This window comes from Thermophagus sp. OGC60D27 (assembly GCF_052400625.1).
GTDB lineage: Bacteria > Bacteroidota > Bacteroidia > Bacteroidales > Marinilabiliaceae > Thermophagus.
The window spans coordinates 56,392-78,045 of record NZ_JBQTGH010000010.1 but is presented as its reverse complement, the minus strand read 5'-3'; the positions used below and the strand labels follow the sequence as shown (position 1 = coordinate 78,045).

Sequence of the window (21,654 nt, the reverse complement as noted above, 5' to 3'; positions counted from 1 at the left end):
GACAAAAGTGTATTGCCTTACCATCCTTGATTTTGAATAATATCATATTTAAGGGTTTCCTCATAAGGAATCGGCCCGTAAATCTGATAAGGCGCATACTCTCTTTTCTCAACAGTAATAACAGCGTAATTTGATTCATCAGAAGAAATCTCCATCCCCTTCACTGCTTCTTGCATGATGTCAGTGGCTTCCCACCTGCGTATATCCCAAAAACGTTGACCTTCAAATGCCATTTCAATTCGTCTTTCATTGCGGATAAGTTCACGCATCTGCTCCTGATTGGAAATGTTATTATCTACATAATCACTGTTGATTCCAACTCTTCCCCGAATAGCATTAATAACCTGACGAGCACTGTAGCCATCAATAACACCATCAGGCCCAACAGCCTCATTGGCTGCTTCGGCAAAAATAAGTAAGGCCTCGGTATACCTGGCATAGGTATAAAAATGTGTTGTCCCGATGGTTGTTCCTGATGGATTGATACGAACATCCTCATTCAGAAACTTCTTCAAATAATAGCCTGTACGTGTAGCATTTACTGAACCATTGATTCCATCTGAACCGGAAAGTAAATTGGTATTAATTGTACTATTACTAAAGTTGGATCCATTGTACACCACGTATGCATCCAGACGGGGATCACGTCCCTGGTAAGGATTGGAAACATCATACCCGCTTCCGGATTCATTAATTGGTGTTCCATCTGCCATTGGAAATGCATCCACAAGATTCTGAGAGGGATTAATATTACCGCTACCAAAAAGTGAAGGCGGAAAATTCTCTTCTTCCCAATTTTTTGAATCATCATTTGTAGTGGATGCCCAGATAATCTCGGAAGACTGATAGTCCAGATAAAACTCCAGGTCTGAAGAAGAAAGATTAGATAGTCCGCCCTTAACATTCATAAGGTCAGCAGCATATTCAGCAGCACGCTGCCATGCAGCTAGATCATTCCCGGGATTATAGGCAGGACTGGCTGCATAAAGAGCCACTTTGGCTTTAAGAAGCATCGCTGCCATGCCACTTATTCGGTTGGCATTGCGGGCTCCCATCACAGAATTATACTCCGGCTCGTCCTCCTGATCTTCCCACACAAGTGGAAGATTTTCGATGGCTTTATCACAATCTGCAATAATAAGATCTACACAGTCTTGAAACGATGCTCTGGGCACCTGGTAATCATCTTCACTTGTAAGCACAGAGGTTACAATTGGAAATCCAAGTAACTCTCCATTCGTACCTTCGCCTGCATGAGCCTGCAACAGACTGAAATTCCACCAGGCTCTTAAGCCATGGGCTTCCCCGGTCATCTTTTGAACGTATAAATCGTTTTTTTCCGCACTTACCCAGGTCCATTCAATATCATTAACATGTTTAAGAAAAGTGTTAAGATACAAATTGGCCTCATAAGCATTGTTCCAGGAACTTATGGGATTATTGGATGAAGTCCATCCCCCAAGATTCATACTAATGATATTTGATGACACATTGGATTCTCTGTCATTGGTTACAGCATCATCAGAAGCAAAATCTTCATTGAAATTGTAATTGGTTGGCAAATTTTTGTATGCCTTCAAAAGCCATCCTTCTGCAATAGCAGGATTGGATGTAACCACCTCTTCTGTATATTGATTATTGGGCTCTGTTTCAAGGAAATCTTCACATCCTGAAAACGCCACACCAAGCACAAGAAGACTGGCTAAACTATTTATTATTTTATTCTTCATAGCTCATTTTATTTTTAGAATGTTGCAACTACTCCGGCAGCACCACCTTTTACCTTTGGAGCTCTTCCTACCACGATGTCTGACATTTCAACATTTTCACCTAAGGTTACCAGATTATATCCTCTTACATAAATGTTGATATTCTTAAACAAGCCGTTTACTGCTCCTACATTATATCCTAATTGTACCGTTGGGAGTGTAAACCAATTATTGCTGTACATCCAGTAAGTTGAATTCCGATAGTTGTTGTTACTTTTATTGGAGGACAAACGGGGCATTTCTGCATTCACATCAAGATTATCCGGACCGTAAGCGTTTAGTGCTTCTACTGAATATTTCATATCACCATACGCCCAATAGTAAGAGCTGTTTCGGAGACTTTCACCTCCGGTTTGACCTACTCCCAGTGCGTAAAGTTCAAATCCTTTATATTCCAAATGAAGATTTAAACTATATTGCAAACGCGCCTGATTGTTCCCGATGGGTTTTTGATCATCTTGATCAATAACATTGTCATTATTCAAATCCAGGTATTTAATATCACCTGCCTGAACATTTCCAAAGGTGGGTGTCGGAAGATCAGAACTTAATTGTCCAAATTCATCAAAATCTGACTCTCCATATAAACCATCAGCAACCCATCCCCAGATAGCATCTGACTCAGTGCCTACCTTATAGCGATACTGGGCATCTTCAGCATAAAAAGGTTCATCAGCTTTCAAAACTTCTGGTACAGAATAAACCATATTTGCCCCCAAACTCATACGCAGATCTCCAAATGAATCATTGTACCGTATTCCGGCCTCATATCCCTTATCACTTTGGCTTCCATAATTATTCCATAAACTGACACCACCCATAATTTGAGGATAGGTATTTTTCATTTCTGTCATCTCATCATAAGACTCACTATAAAAATATCCTCCTTCTATCCATAATTTTTTGGAAAGCAGGTATGACTCAAAACCGAGGGTGAACTCTTTACGCTTCTGCCAGCTAAGTCCTGGAACTCCGATTGTGGAATATTCAAGCTCTTTATTTCTGGTAGCTGTATATCCCGAAGTATTACCATAATTAAACCATTGATCCTGGGTGAAAACGCTCTTGTAAAGAAAGTAGTTATCCCAGTTATCATTTTTCAGAATACCATACGTTCCCTTCAATTTCAAATAGTCAAATAATCCTGTGGACATAAAATCTTCCTCGGAAATCACCCAACCTAAACCAACGGAGGGAGCCATAGTCCACTTTTCATCATCTCCTAATTTTTGAGATCCTTGATAGGTTCCGGCAAATTCGGCAATATACTTATTGTCATACATATAATTGGCACGCAAACCAAAATGTAATGTCTTGGCGTCCTGCTCTGTATTAACCAGGGTGAGTTGATCTCTATATGCCAGTCCGGTAGCAGAAATCGCATGCACTCCAAAAACATTTTCATAATTCAATGTTCCATAAGCACCAATTCTTCTGTCGAAACTGGATTCCTTATCCTGAGGACTTTCTTTGCTGGAGGGAACATCCTTGCCAATCACATTCACGCCAAGGCTGTCTTCCCCGGCTTGATTAAGCAACCATACAGGTTCGTAAACTGCATACTCTTTTTTCTGAAGCGTAATAAATCGGTTGGTCAAGTCAAAAGAGACATACCCCTTAGCACTAAGTCCTTCCGTAATAAAACTCAAATCCCAGTCAAGTCCTGTATTAAACAATAAAGTACGTTCTGTTTCTTTACGGGTTCCTCTCTGAAGCATATCACCATATAAACTTCTGGAATAAATACTGTTACCTCCAAGGAGATACTGCCCGTCAACAAGATTGGCTTCATCAACTATATCAGAGCTTGCAAGCTGATCTACAGGAATAAGAACAGGGTGAGCATTGGGCAAAGACTTTTCCATCTTATCCCAAAAATCTGACTCAACTGCCCCTGTATTGTTATTAACATCCAGGACATCGGGTGCTTCATAAAAATCAAATAGAGCAACCCCGTCAATATTCATTTTCAGGTTATCCGTAATGTTATAATTAACATTTCCCCGAATATTAAATTTATTGGTTGTTTCGCCAATACCCTGATTCATCCATCCCTGATTATTGTCCCAACCAAGGTTAGCATAATACTGAGCATTTTCGTTTCCTCCTGAAAAATCAGCTTTAACACTGGTAAAGTTAGTCATATCCTTAATGTAGGTATCATCATCATAATACTTTTCATTTGGATACATAAGAGGATACTCTCCGCTCCTGGTTTGTGCAATAGCTTCTTCGTCATATTTAGCCAGATTGCCATCGTTTATGTTCGCCTGATTCACTGCTTCCATATATTCAGCTGCATCCAGATATTCCGGCAACTCTCTTGGCATATTAAAACCTGTTTCTACACGAAAATTGGTTTCTCTTTTATTAGCTTCACCTCGTTTGGTGGTGATAAGAATAACTCCTTTATCAGACTGGGCACCATACATCATACGGGATACCGGGTCTTTAAGAATCGTAATCTCTTCAACTTCAAAAAGATCAAAATCATCTGCCTCCCTGGGGATACCATCAACTATAACCTTGGCACCACCAAGTCCCAATAGATCCCAATTGTTAAATACTCCGGGAACAGATCCATTGATTGCAGCACCAACAGAGACTCTGTTATCCTTCTCAAAATGTTCTTCTACGTTAATTGAAGAAACTGAGCCTGTAATTCTGCGTCGGTCAATACGACCAAAAGGAATGTACACTTTTTCATCCTCCCCCATAAGAATGGGATTCTGAGAAAGAACAATATCCGAATTAACCATTAAATCATTCGAACTAATCATTTTGGTTGAATAGCCATCCTTTTCAAAGAAAACCACCTGATTCTCCGTCGTTAAAGGAATGGCATACTTTCCTTCCGCGTCTGTTTTAAGGGAATATTTCCCATTATCCGCGGTAACAAGAACGTCTTCCAGAGTCTGACCATCCTGATCAGAAACAACACCCTGGATCGCTTGTCCTGTTTGGGCCTCAAGTGGCAAAAACCACAACAGCCCCACAACTATCATTATTGAAAATTTCAAATATTTTTCCATCATATTGTGTTTTTAACAAAAAACTCAATCAATTAAGACCGGTATATAAAAAAGTCCAAAAACTTATTACCAGCCGGGATTCTGAGGAAATCCATCGTATATATAGGTATCATCCGGAGGGAATGGCAGCCAGTAATGGCGATCCTCAAAAACATAGGCCTCCAGGGGTTCGCGACTAAATGTGGTATAGTCTTTATCAAACCTCATTGTGTACAATTGTCCGCCGGGATGCTCCTTTTTAGCTGTCTTCCATCTTCTTATATCATACCAGTAATGTCCCTCAAAACATAATTCAACAGCGCGCTCATTTCGCACCAGATATCGGAAGGATTCATAAGGATGATCATTTTCACTGCTCAATGCAGGCATTCCTGCTCTTGTCCTGACTTTATTTACGGCCTCAACAGCGGTCATCGAAGAATTAGGTGCACTCGCACTTCCTGAACCATAAGCTTCATAAACAGCCTCGGCATAAATCAGGTAGATCTCGGCCAGACGCAAATGGGGTGTTACAAATCGAAGTGAATTCCATTGTTTGTCTTTCTTATTTGCTCCCTTGGGCCAAAATTTATGTACAACATAAGGAGTCAAAGGTGCAGAATTTTTAGTACTGGTTCTTCCCCCTTCATAAAGCTCCAACTTCGTTGAAGGATCCAATCCTGCCATATCACCATCCACATAAATAGCTTTACGAAAACGGGGATCCCGGTCATCCCAACGTCTGGCATTATTATTATCATATTCGGTTTTATAAAGGGTACCGTCACTCATCTCAAATTTATCCACATAGTTTTGGGTGGGAGATTCGATGACTGCATTTCCTCCAAATAAGCCATTATCAGGAAGATACAATCGCCCCAGAAAAACATTGATTTCTCCGGAACCTATATTATCCTTATGTTTCCATAGAATAGACTCTGAGGTTACCGGCATCGATCCATCCAGTTTGGCAAAATTGTCCTGGTAATTCTCAAAAGACACCAAACTGTAAATACTCTTTTCCTCTGCAAGTTTTAGCATTTCCCAGGCAGCTTCGGCAGCCCGCTCCATGTATTCCTTGTTAAAAACAGCCTCATTCCCGGCATCTTCATTCATTAAAGGACTTCCTGCATAAAGCAACGATTTGGCCTTTAGTGCCAATGCTGCACCTTTGGTTATTCTCCCCAGGTTTCCGCTTATATTAGGCCATACTTCAGGTAAAAGTTCTGCTGCCTTAGCCAAATCTTCATCAATTTTCTCTGCCAGGGCCTGATAATTCTTCTTGCCTTTATATTCCCAGTAACGCGGCAGTTGAAAGTCACCTGCCAATACCTCTTCTATGTAAGGAATAGAGCCATAAGCTCTGGCCTGTTCCCAATGGAAAAATGCCCTGAAGAAATAAGCTTGTCCCAATAAAAGGTTCCGCTCTTGTTCTGTGGCTTGCTTCAGGTTTTCTATATTAGCAATGGCATGGTTCGCAATTCTGATTCCTTCCCAGCTAAACCAGCGGCTTCCACCTCTTCCATTATCGCCATAACCAAGAAAATTAGACCTCGACCAACTATTATGACCCAACGCCCGGTAGTCACCATGGGTGGCCATATAAGCTGTATTCCAGGGCTTATTACCTACAGTTTCACCACCCAGGTTTTGTGCAACACAGATAGCATGGCCGTTATAGTCAACAATTTTTTCATACATCTGGTCAATAAAGCCCTGGTAAGTCAAATAACTACCAAAAACCTGTTCCTCTGTAATCTCTGCTTCCGGTGGAACATCCAGATAGTCTTCACAGCTGAACAAGCTCAAAGACACTAACAGCAGAGTAGAAATATAAATATTCAATCTTTTCATAACCTGTTCTTTTTAAAAAGTGACATTCAATCCCAGATTAATTTGCTTTGTCACCGGATAATTCTTAACATTAAAATCCTGTCCTTCAATATCAACCGGCAAATCTGACCAATAAAGCAAATTATTACCATTCACATAAAGCCTGAGATCACTTATTCCAAATTGCGATATCCACTTGTCTGGCAATGAATACCCAATTTCTGCAGTTTTCAACCTAAGGAAAGATGCATCCATTTGATAATACTCAGCGTTGGTTGCCACTCTTTCCAATTTCAAACTGCGGAAAGAAGGATTACTGTTCCCTATCTCCGGAGTAAAGGTATCTTCTATTTGAGTTTCATAGATCGATGGGGAATGAAATCCAAATTCTGACAATGAAATATTCTGGGTAACATTATATACTCCGTAAAAATTCAACATCAATGAAAATCCTTTATATTCGCCTCCAAAAGCAAAAGAGTAAGTATTCAATGGATATTTGGGATAACCATAAGGAGCTCCATCTTGTCCATCTACTACTCCATCTGCATTAAAATCTATCAGCCGGTAGTCTCCGGGCATCAGATCACCACGGTCATTCAACGGCATAGTTCCGGTATAAACATCATCCCAGGAAGTCATTAGTTCTGACGAAATCATTGAACGGGTCTGACCAATGGAATACCCTTCATTTTTTTGATAATCAGGTTTCAATTCCGGATCTTCTTTGTAAATGATCTCATTCTCAGCATAAGTCCAGTTTAAAGAAGCCCAATACCTCAAACCATTTCCATGGGCTTTACTAAATCTGGCTTCAAATTCTGCCCCTTCAGAAATAACCTCACCGCTGTTAGTGGCAGAGGCTGTTTGTCCGTAAAAGTCTGGAATGGTTCTTTGCGCTGCCGCAATCAGAATGTCGGTTCTATTCTCCCTGAAAAGATCAACATTCATTGATACTAGATTTTGCAACACACCTATTTCAACTCCAAGGTTTTGCTTATGAGCAACTTCCCATCTTACATCCGGGTTACCAGGAGTTCCCTCTTTATACATCTGAGGCCCGTCAACCAGAGGATCTCCAAACTTCACTTTATCCCCCTCATTCCAGGTAGTAGCATAAAGCCATGGGGAATTCACGCCACTTACGCGGTCATTTCCTACTTTTCCGTTAGAGTAACGAACTTTTAAGGTATTTACAAACGGCAGGCTGTTTTGGAAAAATGTTTCATTGGAAATAGTCCAGCCAATTGCAACTGACGGAAAGAAATCAAACTTATATCCGGGTCCAAATTTTTGAGATCCATTATAAGCACCACTTACATCAAGAAAATAACGTGTATCGTAATTATAGGTAAGACGACTTACCCAGTCTTCACGCTTGGTTGGGAAACCCGCAAATGCACCTCTGTATGAATAGGTTTCTTCACGACTGAACAATCCAAGAAATGTGATCGCATGTTCATTAAAATCGCGTGCATAGTTCAACTCTCCCCGATAATAGAGCTTCCTGCTCGCAGCCTTCATGATATTGTTGGTAATTTGCTCATTGCTATACTCTAAAGGAGCCCGATAAAAATCAAATCCATGCGTCTGATTCTTATAAGCATCAGGATAGTCATAGGTAGTATAATCTTCAATGTCAGCTCCCGGAGTAACATAGTATAGGGGATCCACATATTTAGTCTGAACCCCTAAATCATTGATTCCACGACCTTCTGTCTTGAAAAACTGGTCAAAAGCCAACATTCCACCAACCGATAAACCTTCAGTAATAACACTAAGATCCTGGGTTAATTTAAAGTCACTGTTAACCTCTGCCCGGTTTTCACGGTCAACCCCTGAGAAATTCAAATCAACAAAATTATTTTCTCCAAATCGCTCATATTTAACACCATGACCATAAGTTCCGTCCTCATATTGTACTACAGGATGATCATGAGGCTGTGCATAAACGCCGTACCACATTCCATGCACATTGGCTGCCGATTTTTGAGCTTTTCCCAAATAACCACTCAGGTTGGCCTGGAATTTTGTTGTCTTAGTCAACTCGAAATCAAGGTTTGTTCGGAAGTTATACCTGTCATACCTGAAGTCCGGAACATATCCCTGTCCCAGATCCTTGGTATTTAGAATATCTCCTTCGTGCGAATATCCTAAGGAACTAAAATACTTCACAAAATCAGTACCTCCGGAAACGTTCATATTAATTTTATGGGAACGTCCCCAGTCTTTAAGCATTACATCTTCCCAGTCCACTTCCGGAAATCCATCAGGGTACTCCTGTGTCCGGTAATAATCCAACTGCTCCATAGGCACATATAACCCCCAACTTGTTGGCCGGACAGCTACCTCATTATAGGCAGCAAAGTTCCTGGCTCGAATTCCTTCGTATGAATTTAAAACTGTTGGAATTCTGGAAGCTTGTTTGAAGGTTGTGTTGGCTTCAATATTCAACACTGGTTTACCCTCTTTCCCGCGTTTCGTGGTAATAAGAATTACTCCATTTGCTCCTTTCACCCCAAAAACTGCTGTAGCAGAGGCATCTTTCAATACTGAAATGCTCTCCACTTCATTAACATCAATGTCGCCCATTGATCGCTCAACGCCATCTACCAAAATCAATGGCTCGGCATTATTCCAGGTTGATTTTCCACGAATAAGAATCTCGGCATTTTGGCCAATATCAGAATCTTCTCCTTCAAATGCGCCGCCACCGCCGGGAATACCAGTACTGGACATGACCGTCACCCCGGGCATTGCTCCACTCAATACATCAGTGAAATTTGTGGAACTACCCCGCTTTTTTAGCTCATCTCCTTTGGCCTGGGTGATTGCCCCAACAACACTCTCCTTTTTCTGAACACCATATCCTACAACAACAACCTCATCCAGAGACATCACATCCGGCTCAAGAGATACATTAATCTGAGGCTGCCCTTCATAGGGTACCACCAGGTTTTTGTAACCGATAAATCGGAATAACAATTGAGATCCTTCTTCTATTTCAATGGAATACTGTCCGTCAATATTTGTGATGGTTCCTTCAGTAGTCCCCTGGATCACAACATTGACTCCGGGTAAAGTAACGCCCGTTTCATCCGTAACGGTACCTGTTACCCTCTTTGTTTGTGCTGAAACATAAGATCCCAGTATTAACAGAAACACTAAAATCTTTAATTTTTGATTCATAGCTTAGATTTTTAATAAACGAATATTAGTCAAAAAAATCCTCTCCCAATAATGAGGAACTTCATTTTTCTTTTTATTGGAGGTTCCACCTCCCCTAGGAAATGATAAGATAATTCTGTTTTTCATAGACTTGATTTTAATTATTATTTTCATTTAGCAGTTTTTAAGTACGGTTCTTCTTATTTGGGAACTAGTTTAAACAGAACAGCGCCGTGAGGATCAACTGTAGAATTAATTCTTCCTTCAACAATCCCCATATCCTTCTTTTCCCATAAATCACGTACCTGATACCTGGCCCGCCACTTTGTAAGTTCAAGATCATAAGTGATATCACGGCGTTTATCTGAAAGATTAAACAAGGCTAAAAACTTATCTCCATTTGAAGGATCCTCTGCAACCCAGACCGCTTCATTATTTGTTTTATATACCTGTCGGTTGGATGCACTGAACTGGTTAACATAAAGAACCTCTGAGTTCTGGAAAAAACTCAATGTTTTGTCAGAAATACTTAGTAAATCTGACCCAATCATCAAAGGAGATTTCCCAATACACCATAAAGTCATCAATGAGTAATGCTCCGGCCATGTAAAGCGTGATTCTCGTTCAGGACCATGAGGTCTGTCATCCAGAGAAATCTTACCAAATGGTAACATATCTGCATCAGCCCAATGCCCGGGACCATTATGTGATGACCATTGATTCATTAAATCAAAATTATGCAACAACTGTGGCCAGGTATCCCAGAAATCTCCCGAAATTCTCCACATATTGGCATTGCTCTTAAGGTGATCAGCCATCCCAAGAGGCGCTTCTCCGCACGACAAACTCAATACAATAGGACGTCCGCAATTATCAATGGCTTTACGAATCATTTCTATCTCCTTTTCATGGTAAGGTGGATACATAGTATCATCAGCTTTCACAAAATCAACACCCCAACTGGCATACAATTCAAAAAGAGAATTGTAATATTCCTGTGCTCCTGGTTTTGAATAATCTACACCGTACATGTGATTACACCATCCACAGGTATCATTTGGTTCTGCAATATCCCGGGCAGTATAAGAAGTACCTTTTATTGGAAGGTCGTAATACCAGGCAGCCCTGTGAATACCTCGCATAATATGTATTCCAAATTTTAATCCTTTACTGTGTACATACTCGCCTAAAGCTTTAAAACCCGCCCCATCAACGGACGATGGAAACCTTTCCGGTGAAGGAATCAACCGGCCAAATTCATCTATGTACGTATATTCAGGAAAAAGAGGCTCTCCATCCGCTTTATATCTAATGTTAGGATGTCCCTTTCTTCTGGGAGTATCCCAATTCCCGGGAGCAGGATGCCACCAGATATAATCAATCACTGCATAATTCCAACCATACTCAAGAAGGTTTTCAGACATAAAATCAACTGTGTGCCTGTAAGTTTCCTCATCAATTCGGCAATCATAGGCATCAAAACTATTCCAACCCATTGGAGGTGTAGCTGCTAACACTTTATGATTCTCTATAGAAATAGAATCCCTGTTTTTATCACCTGGTTTACACATTACTAATAAAACCGGGAATAAGAGTAATCCAATCTTTTTTAACAATTGCATAATTCATTTTTTACTTAGAGATAAAGACCAACTATCCGGTCCAACGCCAAAATTTATTGTTCGCAATTTACTGTTGAGAGCAAAAAGGGTTTAACATTTGTGTGCACTTTTTTATTGATTTTGTACAGACACCTGTTATTAAAAGAACTAATCCCTGATAAACAACACATTAACAACACAAACATTCATTTCTGCATCCAGGAATAATGATCAAAATCCATCACACCAAACACCTTCTTTAAGGATGAACTCTTCTTATTCTCAGACATTTCGAACCCTTTGGAGGCAACAACCATCAAAAAAAGTCCTCCTACTATATTAAACACCTTGCCTTACATAAGGCAATAAAATTCAAAAGCCTAACCACTGATAATGAATTACTTAAATCAGATCCACGTACAAATCAATCAATACGATGCACCGCAAAACAAAGACATCCTATAAGAAATAAATAGACTATGTTCTGATGAAAAATTACTCTGGGTGTTTTTCATCACAAACGCATTCTTAAAAAAACGGAAGGTTGATGCCACTGATGATGACTGGGAAAAGGAGACTTTATCATTTTTAATACTTCACCCTCAAAATTCATTCAGACAAATACAGAAATAAAAACCCCCGGTTTACAAACTTTTGTTAAAAACCGGGGATTAAACAAATAAGCTAACTCTTAATTATACAAACCAATTCTTTAGGTTTAGTTAATCATTACTTTCACGGATTGTTTATTTGAATTTGAATCTATAATTTTGATAATATAGAGTCCCTTACGCAAACTCAAGATCTCATTATTCACCGCACCTTCGACGGTCTTTTTCATTACCATAGTCCCTGCCAGATTATAAACACTTATACTTGTTTGTCCAATATTACCGGTAACGGACAAACGATTTCCTGTCACTTGTGCAGAAATGCGGTAATCCTTGACTGTTGAATCAAAAATACCGGTTGGAATTGTACCCATATCCCCATTATAGAAAGAAAATCCACCGTAAGCTGAATTGGTATTACCAGCAACCTCATAGGCCTGGCTGACTTTCACAACATATTCTCCGGTAGCCGAAACATTAAACAAATCAGCTGCATTGTTAGCGATCACCCAATAGGTACCTGCCTGTCCAGTTTTCCCGGCCCTTGCCTGTCCTATATTGGTATACTTGCCGTCTGAAGAAGTACTCCCTATGGAAGAAAAGTCCATCCCCTCAAGATTTACGTTCCAGGAATGCACCGCAGTATTCATGTCATTCTTATTAAACACTTCAAATGAAAAAAGATGTGAATCTGAAGAAGCAGGAGCCCCTCTCACCCTGAATATCAATGCATAATCATCAGCTTGCGAAAAATTTATGGTATAATAATACCATCCGCCACTGAATCGTGGTGAGGCCGGATTGCCATTAAAACGAACCACCGCCCATTGTTGATTGTAATCAGGATAAGCAACTTCATCATTAAGAGTCCAGCCCCTGATTTGGCCTCCGGCAGTTTGAGGTTCACCAACCACATCAGGATCCCAACCGAAAGTCATTTCTTTGTCATTTTTAAAAACCGAATTCCCGGTAGCGTCCACCTGATCGAAATAATCCCACCTCATCCCGAAACTTTGGGTATCTCCGACATCCGTTTCGCTAAGATCAAGTGCTTCCAGATCATTAAAATTGGCATCCGGAACTGAATAAGCCCCGGCTGAAAACTTCTCCTGGTAAGGATAGTAAGAATACTGCCCCATCATAGCAACGCTCAAAAAAAGCAAAAAAGAAATAAATAGTACACTTTTCTTCATAACTAAAAAATTTAGTGTTTATATAAAATTTTTAACAAACACTAAATTCTAGCTTATTCCTTTTTCCTTATTGTCGAAGAGTACAGAACTTTTGCTCTGATCTTCAAAAAAATATAAAATAAACAGCAATTGCAGCATATACTCCGCTTGAAAGGGGCGTGGTTGTCCATTAAGTTCATAACTTTAATTTGTGATCTTTTGGACACCCCCCAAATCTGATAAGAACGCATTTGTTTTGCAGATTGTTGAATCCTGCACCAGGCAGTTTCTAAAAAAAGTCTGAAGAAGTCAATTAATCAGGATAAAACAACTTACACCCCTAATAAATAATCGTAAAAATTCTTACTGTTTCCGCTCATTTTGAATAAACTCACTGGGAGTCATCCCGAATTTTTGTTTAAACGCTTTGGTAAAATAGGAATTACTGTTTAATCCAATCCTGTAAATAACTTCGGAAATGGAGACATCTTCCGACGAAAGAATTTTTGCCGCCTTTTTCATTCTAATATCTCTGATAAAGTCCCCCATTGACTGACCAGTAAGTGACTTTACTTTCTTATACAAATTAGTCCGGCCAATTCCCAGCTTTACCGTCAAATCATCAACCGAAAATTCATTATTATCCATATTCTCATCGATAATTTGAATAAAACGATCAAGAAAATCACGGTCTTTGGAATTCCTGGCAATTTCCCTGCAATCGGCAAAAACATCGCTGCTGTATTTCTCTTTAAGATCCGTCCTGGTCTTTATCATTTTTCTCACTTGAGCCACCAGGAGATTCAAACTAAATGGCTTAGGCACATATAGATCCGCTCCACCTTCAACGCCTTCAATCTGATCCTCCACAGAGGATTTTGCAGTGAGAACAATAACTGGTAAATGACTCATATTAATGTCCGCCCGAATATTCTTTAGCAAGGTCATTCCATCCATCACCGGCATCATTAGATCGGAAATAATCAAGTCTGGCAAATCCTCTTTTATAATATTTAGAGCCTCTTCACCATTTCCAGCCTCTTTCACTTGGTATTCATCTTTAAATGAATCCCTTAACATACCCCTTAAATCAACATTATCTTCAACAATCAGCAAAAACGGCTTCTCGTCATTACCCTCTTCATGGATGTAATCCTCCTCAAGGTCATTTGAAACTGCAGAAATTCCTGAAACAGATTGAGGATAATCAGCAGAAATAGAATCGTCTATAACCTCACTTTCTGCAAGATGTTCACTTCCAACGGGAAACCCAACAACAAACTCGGTTCCTTTTTCCCGTTCACTACTAACAAATACCAATCCCTTATGAAGAAAAACAAGACTTTTTACCAAAGCCAACCCAATACCGGAACCTAAATGGTTATTCCCGGAATCAGACACCTGATAGTAACGCTGAAAAATCTTTTTTATGGATCCTTCAGAAATACCGATTCCGTTGTCGGACACTTTGAGAAATAAATATTGAGAGGAGGGATAGGGACTTTTTTCAAAAAAATAATTCTCAAAAGTCGGCTTTAATGCATCAATCCTTCCTCTGAATACAGTCACGTTAATATTTCCTCCCTCCGGAGTAAACTTAAAAGCATTGGATAAAAGGTTCGTGATGATTTTAATCATTTTCTCCCCGTCAAACCAAAGTTCCTCTTCCTTCCTGCTATCTACATCAAAAGCGATATTTTTCACTTTGGAGTTTTCAGAAAATGAATCAGTTATATTTTTGAGAAATCCAATAAACTCCTGCTTTTTAGCTCTCAATCTTAAGTCGCCTCCTTCTGCTTTCCTAAAATCAATTAATTCAGTGATTAAATTTAATAATCTCTGAGAATTATTGGCAACAATCGAAAGCAGCCTTCTTTGTTCAGAACGCCCCAATTCTTGAGAAAGCATACGTTCAACAGGAGTGAGAATAAGAGAAAGAGGGGTTTTAAATTCATGAGAAATATTAGTAAAAAACTGAATCTTCATTTTATTGATTTCCTCATTCTTTTGCTCCTTCGCTTCTATTAGCTTAATGTTATTTTTCATTTTCACCAATCGGGATAGATAGTAATAAATAACCCACATAACGAAGAGATAAATTACAACATATCCAATATAAGCTCCGGTACTCATCCACCATGGTGGCGTTATTGTTATACCAAGACTTGCAAGGTCTTCACTCCAAACCCCATCATTATTGGAAGCCTGAATTTTTAAATCGTATTCTCCATACCTCAGATTAGTATAATTAATTACGGGATATTCTCCGGAAACAATGTTCCAACCCTCATCAAATCCTTTCAGACTGTAGCGAAATTTACACTTTTGTGGATTAGCATAATGGCCTGATGACAGATGCAAACGAAAATCATTTTGCTGATAATTTAACTTTATTTTGTCCTTAAATGAGATGTCTTCATCCAAAATAACTTGTCCATTATTTTTTCTATCCGGCATCACCAAATCTCCCTTAACCTCTAATCTGGAAATAATTACATCTGCTTGAATATCATTTTTCTCAATCAATTGAGGGATAAAATAATTCAATCCCTTAATCCCCCCAAAATAGAGGGTTCCGTCTGACCCCTTTTGAGCAGCCCCGATTTTAAAACCATCACTTTGGAGTCCATCTCTAGCATCAAAGTGCCAGAAAGAAGAATCTTTTGGGTTAAATCTAGATAGTCCACTTCCTCCAATCCACAGAAAGCCATCATTATCTCTAATTAGACTTTCCACATCATTCCCTGGCAGGCCTTGGGAGCTTCCAAAAGCCGAAGCAGTATATTGTCCATGTCCGAAATCATCAAATTCATTCCGGAGAATCACCCTGTTAAGGCCTCCTCCTAAAGTACCCAGCCAATAGGTGGAATCATTTTCTTTTACAATTGGCCAGACGTACTCACTTGATAACGATGTTGAGCTTTCATTACTCCTATAGTAACCTATTCTTTTAACATCACCTTGCTGATCAAGCCATATTCTATTCAGTCCATGACTGGAAGAGGCAAGAATCTCATTTTTCGAACTGTCCACAAAAACGAATGGGATGGTATTAGAACTGGTTTTAAAGTCCGGATGCGCTTCATTGTATACTTCTATTGATTCCAAAGTAAAATCATCGAAAAGTCTGATTTTAAATAATCCACCCCCCCAACTTCCGGCCCAAATATTTTTATGTGAATCAATAGCTAAGCTATATATGGCAAATGGCGGAATAGTCTCTGAATCATCAGGATTATAGGTTATGGATTTTACTGCTCCCGTTGATAGATCAAAAACACTCAGTCCATGAAGAGTTCCAATAAGAATGGCTCCGGGAATGGATGCCAGAGACCGGATGCTGCGGTTACATATCCTTTCATTGATTTCAATGCCGTTGTATTGATTAAATACTTTCTCTTGACTGGGATCAAAAATTAAAATACCATTATTCTTTGTTCCAATCCAGATCATTTTATTCTCATCCTCCACAACAGCTCTGACAAAATTATTTCCAGGAAAAAAACTCCCGTTTTTATAACCTTTATACTTCACCAGATTAAACTTTTTTTGTTCCAGGTCAAGTATATTAACCCCTCCACCCCAGGTTCCAACCCATAAGCACTTTTTTTGATCCTCAAAAATTGAAGATATATGATCTGATTCCAAAGTATATTCAAAATAGGGCGATTTCTTCAATACTTCGACCATGGGGTTTTCGGACAAAGGATCCCGTACAAAAACAAGCCCACGGGGAGTAGAAGCCCACAAATTTTTCTGTGTATCCACATAAAAGGCCGAAATTTCCAACATTTCCGATGAGGACAATCTGCTTCTTAATTGATTAATATCTAAAACAGTATGTATAGGAGTTTCTCCTCTAATCGCTTCATCTAAGGTCAATGAAAATATCTTATTCTGGGCAAGCACCCACAATAGATCCTCTTTATATTCAATATCAACAATTGCTCCCAGATTTCCCTCCAGTTTCGGAGAATTCAGCCGCTGAATTAACATACTGTTTCTGGATGCAAGATCATAATAAAGCACTCCCTGGGTTGTTCCGATCCATAAATTTCCACTATCATCATTGGTAAAAGAAACAACTTCAATGGGTGGGAATCCTGAATTTAAAATCCCACTTAGATTTAGAGGGTTCTTTACCTCCAAAATATTTGTTCCCGCATCGAAATCCGCTTTCAACAAATTTCTTCCCGCAATAAACCAGATAGATTGGTCAAGAATGATAATTTCTGAGACCGGCTTTGTGCTGGACAATCCTGTTGAATCATTGATTTGAAGTGAAACAAATTTTTGTTTTTTTAAGTTTAAACAGTGGATACCTCCTTCTGTCCCTATCCACAAATAATCATTCATCTCAGCCAGAGCAGTTATCCGGTTATTGTACACCTGGTCATTAGGAGCTTGCCGATTAAAAAAAAGTTCCAGATCATAACCGTCATAACGCTGCAAACCGGAATTTGTCCCAATCCAAATAAATCCTTTGTCATCTTGTTCAAAACACAGAGCATCGGTATGGGCCAAACCATCATTTATTGTAATGTGCCTGAACCGCTGATAATTTTGCCCATGGATATTTTGAATAAATCCAAAAACAAAAAAAACAAAAAGAAAAAAGCTATGGGTTTTAACTGAAGTCATTTTCATCATATTCCTACCTCACAAGAAAAACATCAAAACATTCACAACAATCCCTGTCAAAAGAATCATTAAATCCGAATAAAAATCTGCTCTTTATTCAAGTGTTAAAACTATTCAATTTTACTTAAATCCACAAAAAACAAACATTGAATCTACCCTTGTCCTTTAAATAATTTTTAAAACAAACATAAATGACTCAAAACCTATATCTTTACCAAAAAATTGGCTGTCCAAATAAAATTCAGACAGCCAATTTTTATATATAATTAAGCGAAAAGGTTCATTCCTTTAGCACCTTGTAAACACTTAAACCCTCAACTTTAACAAAATAAACTCCCGGTTCCAGAAAACCTAAATTTATCTGACTGCCACTTTCGCTTATCACCAGCTTTCCTGAAACATCAAATACTTCTATAAGGGAGCCGGGTTTGGCATTCCGAATAAACAAAGTATTTTGCACGGGCATTGGAAATAAAACATGTCTGTTACTATTATTTATTTCATTTATTTTAGTATCCGTATCACACCCTGAAAATATAATGCTACTGGTTGTTGCTTCATCAATATTGAAATATTCTTCCTTATTATCCCCGGAAATACAATTTCCGTTAATCACAACATTTTTGAAACCTACATCACTAATCAGATAAACATCTCCATTGTCCAGCTCTGACCCCAGAATCAGGCTTTTTGAAGAATAAGAGGTCTGAAGAAAACTATTCCCGTTAAAACTAACCTGTTCACCATAAACATAAACATTCTCCAACTTTATATTAGAAATACGCCCTACTGAATTTCTGTAATCTGTTGGGAGTGTGTAATCATTAACATCAATCTTCCTCGAAATATTGTGCAAATTTACCAATGCTGGTATATTGCCATCTACAAACAGATTTTTCACCACTACGTTTTCCCCTATCATATCATAATCTATTTGTGACATAATAATGCCATTATTATTTCCCAAACCTCTCCACTCGGGGTAAATGATATAATTATTCTCTAAAACACTGTTTTCTGTATCGTAATTACCATCCCATCCCAAACAAAGCACAGAACCATTAAAACCTTGCCAAAAAATGGTATTGGTAACAGTCAAGCCTTTATTATATAATGCATCATCACAGGCGCGAATAAAACACTGATCAATTACATTATTATCTCCCCAGGGCCGGAAACCATCATTATTGGGATGCCACCCCCAATACTTAACATTACGATAGGTTGATTGGTATCCCATATTAACACCATGTCCGGCACCATCGCATACAATAATTCCTTCTATTGAATTATTATTTCCACTTACATCAATGTGTGCTTCATTAGCAGGATATGAATCAACACCAAGTTCTCCACCATTAAAATCCAGTCTTTTTGACCATTTGAAGTCACGTCCGGACAGCACTCCCCGTCCATAAATCATCACATTATTACCTTCCGATTTCGCAATGCGTCCATGGACATAAGCTCCTCCCTCAAAATAAATTTGCTTATCATCAGTAATAATACTTCCCATATTACTGACATCCCCAAATGTTCGCGACAAATCATGAAATCCGGCCGGAAAATAAATAATCGGGGCTGCTGATAAGTCTGCTCCGGTTGAGCTTTCTGAATACACATGTACATTGGGACTGTTTTTATTGGGGATTCTGGTTTCAAGCCCTTCAGCAAACAACATTAGCATGTGCTTAACGACTCCATCACTGGTTTGTTTATTGTCCTCAGAGATAAAATTCACACTAACATATCGGGGGCTATTCAGGGTAAATGTAACGGAGGTTTTTTCTTCATTTGAATCAAATGTTATATCATAAGGAGAAGGTACTATTTCAATTTTCTCTGCTCCTTCTCCAAAAATTTTATCGATGGTCACAGTTACGGGTGCATCATAATTCGCCGAAAACATAGACCAGTTAAAGGTTCTTCCTCCCCTGAATTCACTGGCAAAATCGGGTATTTCATCATCTTTGGAATGTGACATAATCACCTCAGAATTAAAAACCTCTCCGTTTTGCTCAAGAGTCACAACATATTTATCAGACAAAAAAGCCTCCCCCTCTCCGGTAGGCCAGTCATAAGTGACAAGGTTTTGAGAAAAAACAGATAATGGAAAAACACAACAGATTAAAACAAAAATTAAATTCTTCATATCATTATTTTGAAAGGTTAAAGATGATTTCTAAATAAACAGGCCTTGTACATTATTCCCAAGGTAATTTCGCAATCCCGTTTGGGCGAAAAGCTGGCAAAACATTATTTGATTTACGAGCTTTCTCTTTCTTCTCATTATATTGATCTCTGGTTTCTTCCGGATTCCAATACCAAGCATGAGGTTCATGTTCAACTGTCATGATAGCTTCTGCCTTTTTTACAATCTCAGGATATAACCCTGAAAGATCTCGCTCTGTATAAGTATCTTCCTCAATTAGATATAATCTGGTTTCATGCTCCGGAGTTTTCCGATAAGCTTTCCAGGGCCCCATTCTCAATGCCTGTTCCCTTCCTCTGGAGAAATAGAGGTAGGGATGTTTCTCAAACCCGGATGAATTGTTTTTTAGCAAGGGAAGAAGGGTGTGCCCATCGGATCTTAATGAATCACCCGAAAGCCCTGCCAGCTCTATCGCAGTAGGGAAAAAGTCTGGCAACCAAACAGGTTCATTTTCAACACGGGAGGCAATATTCTGCGGCCACGAAACAAAAAAAGGAATTCTGCATCCTCCTTCAAGAGTGGAAAATTTTCCGCCGGAAAAAGGGCCTTTATTTCTCAACCAGGGATCATCAGGCCAGTCAGGACCATTCCCCCTGTCAGTATAACCACACATGGAATAACCATTGTCTGAGGCAAAAAAGATCACTGTATTTTCATATACACCAAGTTCTTTTAACTCTTCAACTAGTTCTCCCACGAAACGATCTAACTTCAATACCATTGCACCCCATTCCCGGGATAATTGCAAAACACTATCCGGTTGATTCATCTCGGCCAAATCATCCACAATCACCGGCCCATGAGGTAACTGAGTTGCATAATAAAGAAAAAACGGATTACCACTCTGATCAGGACTATTCTTTCTAAGAAAATTGAAAGCTGCTTCTTTTATTTTATTTTCTGAGTAAACATAGCCATAAGGATCTTTCAGCTCATCAATGCATAATCTGCCATTTGCATCATAGGTGTTTTGTGGCTTGTTATCCTCATAATCATAACGCCTCATCATATCAAATCCCTTATTCTCCGGAAAGAAAATCTTCTTTTCGTTTTCTCTTAAATAATCAGGTATGTATGTATGGGCCCTGGTTTGATCATAATATCCATAACTGTAATCAAACCCTTGCTTGTAGGGAACTCCTTCGGTTCCGGGAAGACCAATACCCCATTTACCTGTAAATGCGGTATTGTATCCTGCGGTTTTTAAAACTTCGGCAATGGTTATATCTGAATCTTTCAAATTATCCTGACCTCTGGCGCTGGAATTCATTCTTACAGAAGAATGTCCTGTGTGCAATCCGGTTAAAAGACTGCACCGTGACGGGGCACATGCCGGTGCTGCAGAATAAGCCTGTGTAAAACGAATCCCTTCTGTGGCTAACTTATCTATATTGGGTGTCTGATAGCGCTCTTGCCCAAATACACTCAAATCCCTGTAGCTCAAATCATCTGCCAGAATAAATATAATATTGGGCTTCTCCTGACCGACAACTGGTGTAAATGAAACACATATCGTAGCAAGACAAAAAGTTATAAAACAGAATGCCCTGCGCTTGTTGAAAACTTTTATATTCGATAATTGATTGCTCATCAGAAAGGCTTGTTTTGTTGGTTCTCACTAATGCAAGGAGGTTCA

General features: G+C 39.1%; 9 protein-coding genes. All 9 read right to left on the bottom strand.

The window, feature by feature from the left end; genetic code table 11:
• Positions 1–17: 17 nt before the first annotated feature.
• A complete protein-coding gene (locus tag ACT29H_RS12995) occupies positions 18–1,730 on the bottom strand; it encodes a RagB/SusD family nutrient uptake outer membrane protein (protein WP_444822070.1) in 1,713 nt (570 codons plus the stop codon).
• A gap of 14 nt (positions 1,731–1,744) precedes the next feature.
• Positions 1,745–4,801, bottom strand: coding sequence for a SusC/RagA family TonB-linked outer membrane protein (locus ACT29H_RS12990; RefSeq protein ID WP_444822069.1), 3,057 nt, complete (start codon positions 4,799–4,801; stop codon positions 1,745–1,747).
• A gap of 66 nt (positions 4,802–4,867) precedes the next feature.
• A complete protein-coding gene (locus tag ACT29H_RS12985) occupies positions 4,868–6,634 on the bottom strand; it encodes a RagB/SusD family nutrient uptake outer membrane protein (protein ID WP_444822068.1) in 1,767 nt (588 codons plus the stop codon).
• Between the two features lie 12 nt (positions 6,635–6,646).
• Positions 6,647–9,802 carry a SusC/RagA family TonB-linked outer membrane protein gene (locus tag ACT29H_RS12980; protein WP_444822067.1) on the bottom strand — a complete coding sequence of 1,052 codons (3,156 nt, stop codon included), beginning with the start codon at positions 9,800–9,802 and terminating at the stop codon, positions 6,647–6,649.
• A 179-nt stretch (positions 9,803–9,981) separates the two neighbouring features.
• On the bottom strand, positions 9,982–11,403 hold the full coding sequence (locus ACT29H_RS12975; protein ID WP_444822066.1) for a glycoside hydrolase family 27 protein: 1,422 nt from the start codon (positions 11,401–11,403) through the stop codon (positions 9,982–9,984).
• A 697-nt stretch (positions 11,404–12,100) separates the two neighbouring features.
• Positions 12,101–13,186, bottom strand: coding sequence for a T9SS type A sorting domain-containing protein (locus ACT29H_RS12970; protein WP_444822065.1), 1,086 nt, complete (start codon positions 13,184–13,186; stop codon positions 12,101–12,103).
• Between the two features lie 342 nt (positions 13,187–13,528).
• Entirely contained in the window at positions 13,529–17,806 is a 4,278-nt protein-coding gene (locus ACT29H_RS12965; protein WP_444822064.1) for a hybrid sensor histidine kinase/response regulator transcription factor, read from the bottom strand.
• 280 nt (positions 17,807–18,086) lie between these two features.
• Complete coding sequence (locus ACT29H_RS12960) at positions 18,087–19,958, bottom strand: T9SS type A sorting domain-containing protein (protein WP_444822063.1); 1,872 nt, start codon at positions 19,956–19,958, stop codon at positions 18,087–18,089.
• Between the two features lie 52 nt (positions 19,959–20,010).
• Positions 20,011–21,609 (bottom strand): arylsulfatase, encoded by a 1,599-nt coding sequence (locus tag ACT29H_RS12955; protein WP_444822062.1) that lies wholly within the window; start codon positions 21,607–21,609, stop codon positions 20,011–20,013.
• Between the last annotated feature and the right edge of the window lie 45 nt (positions 21,610–21,654).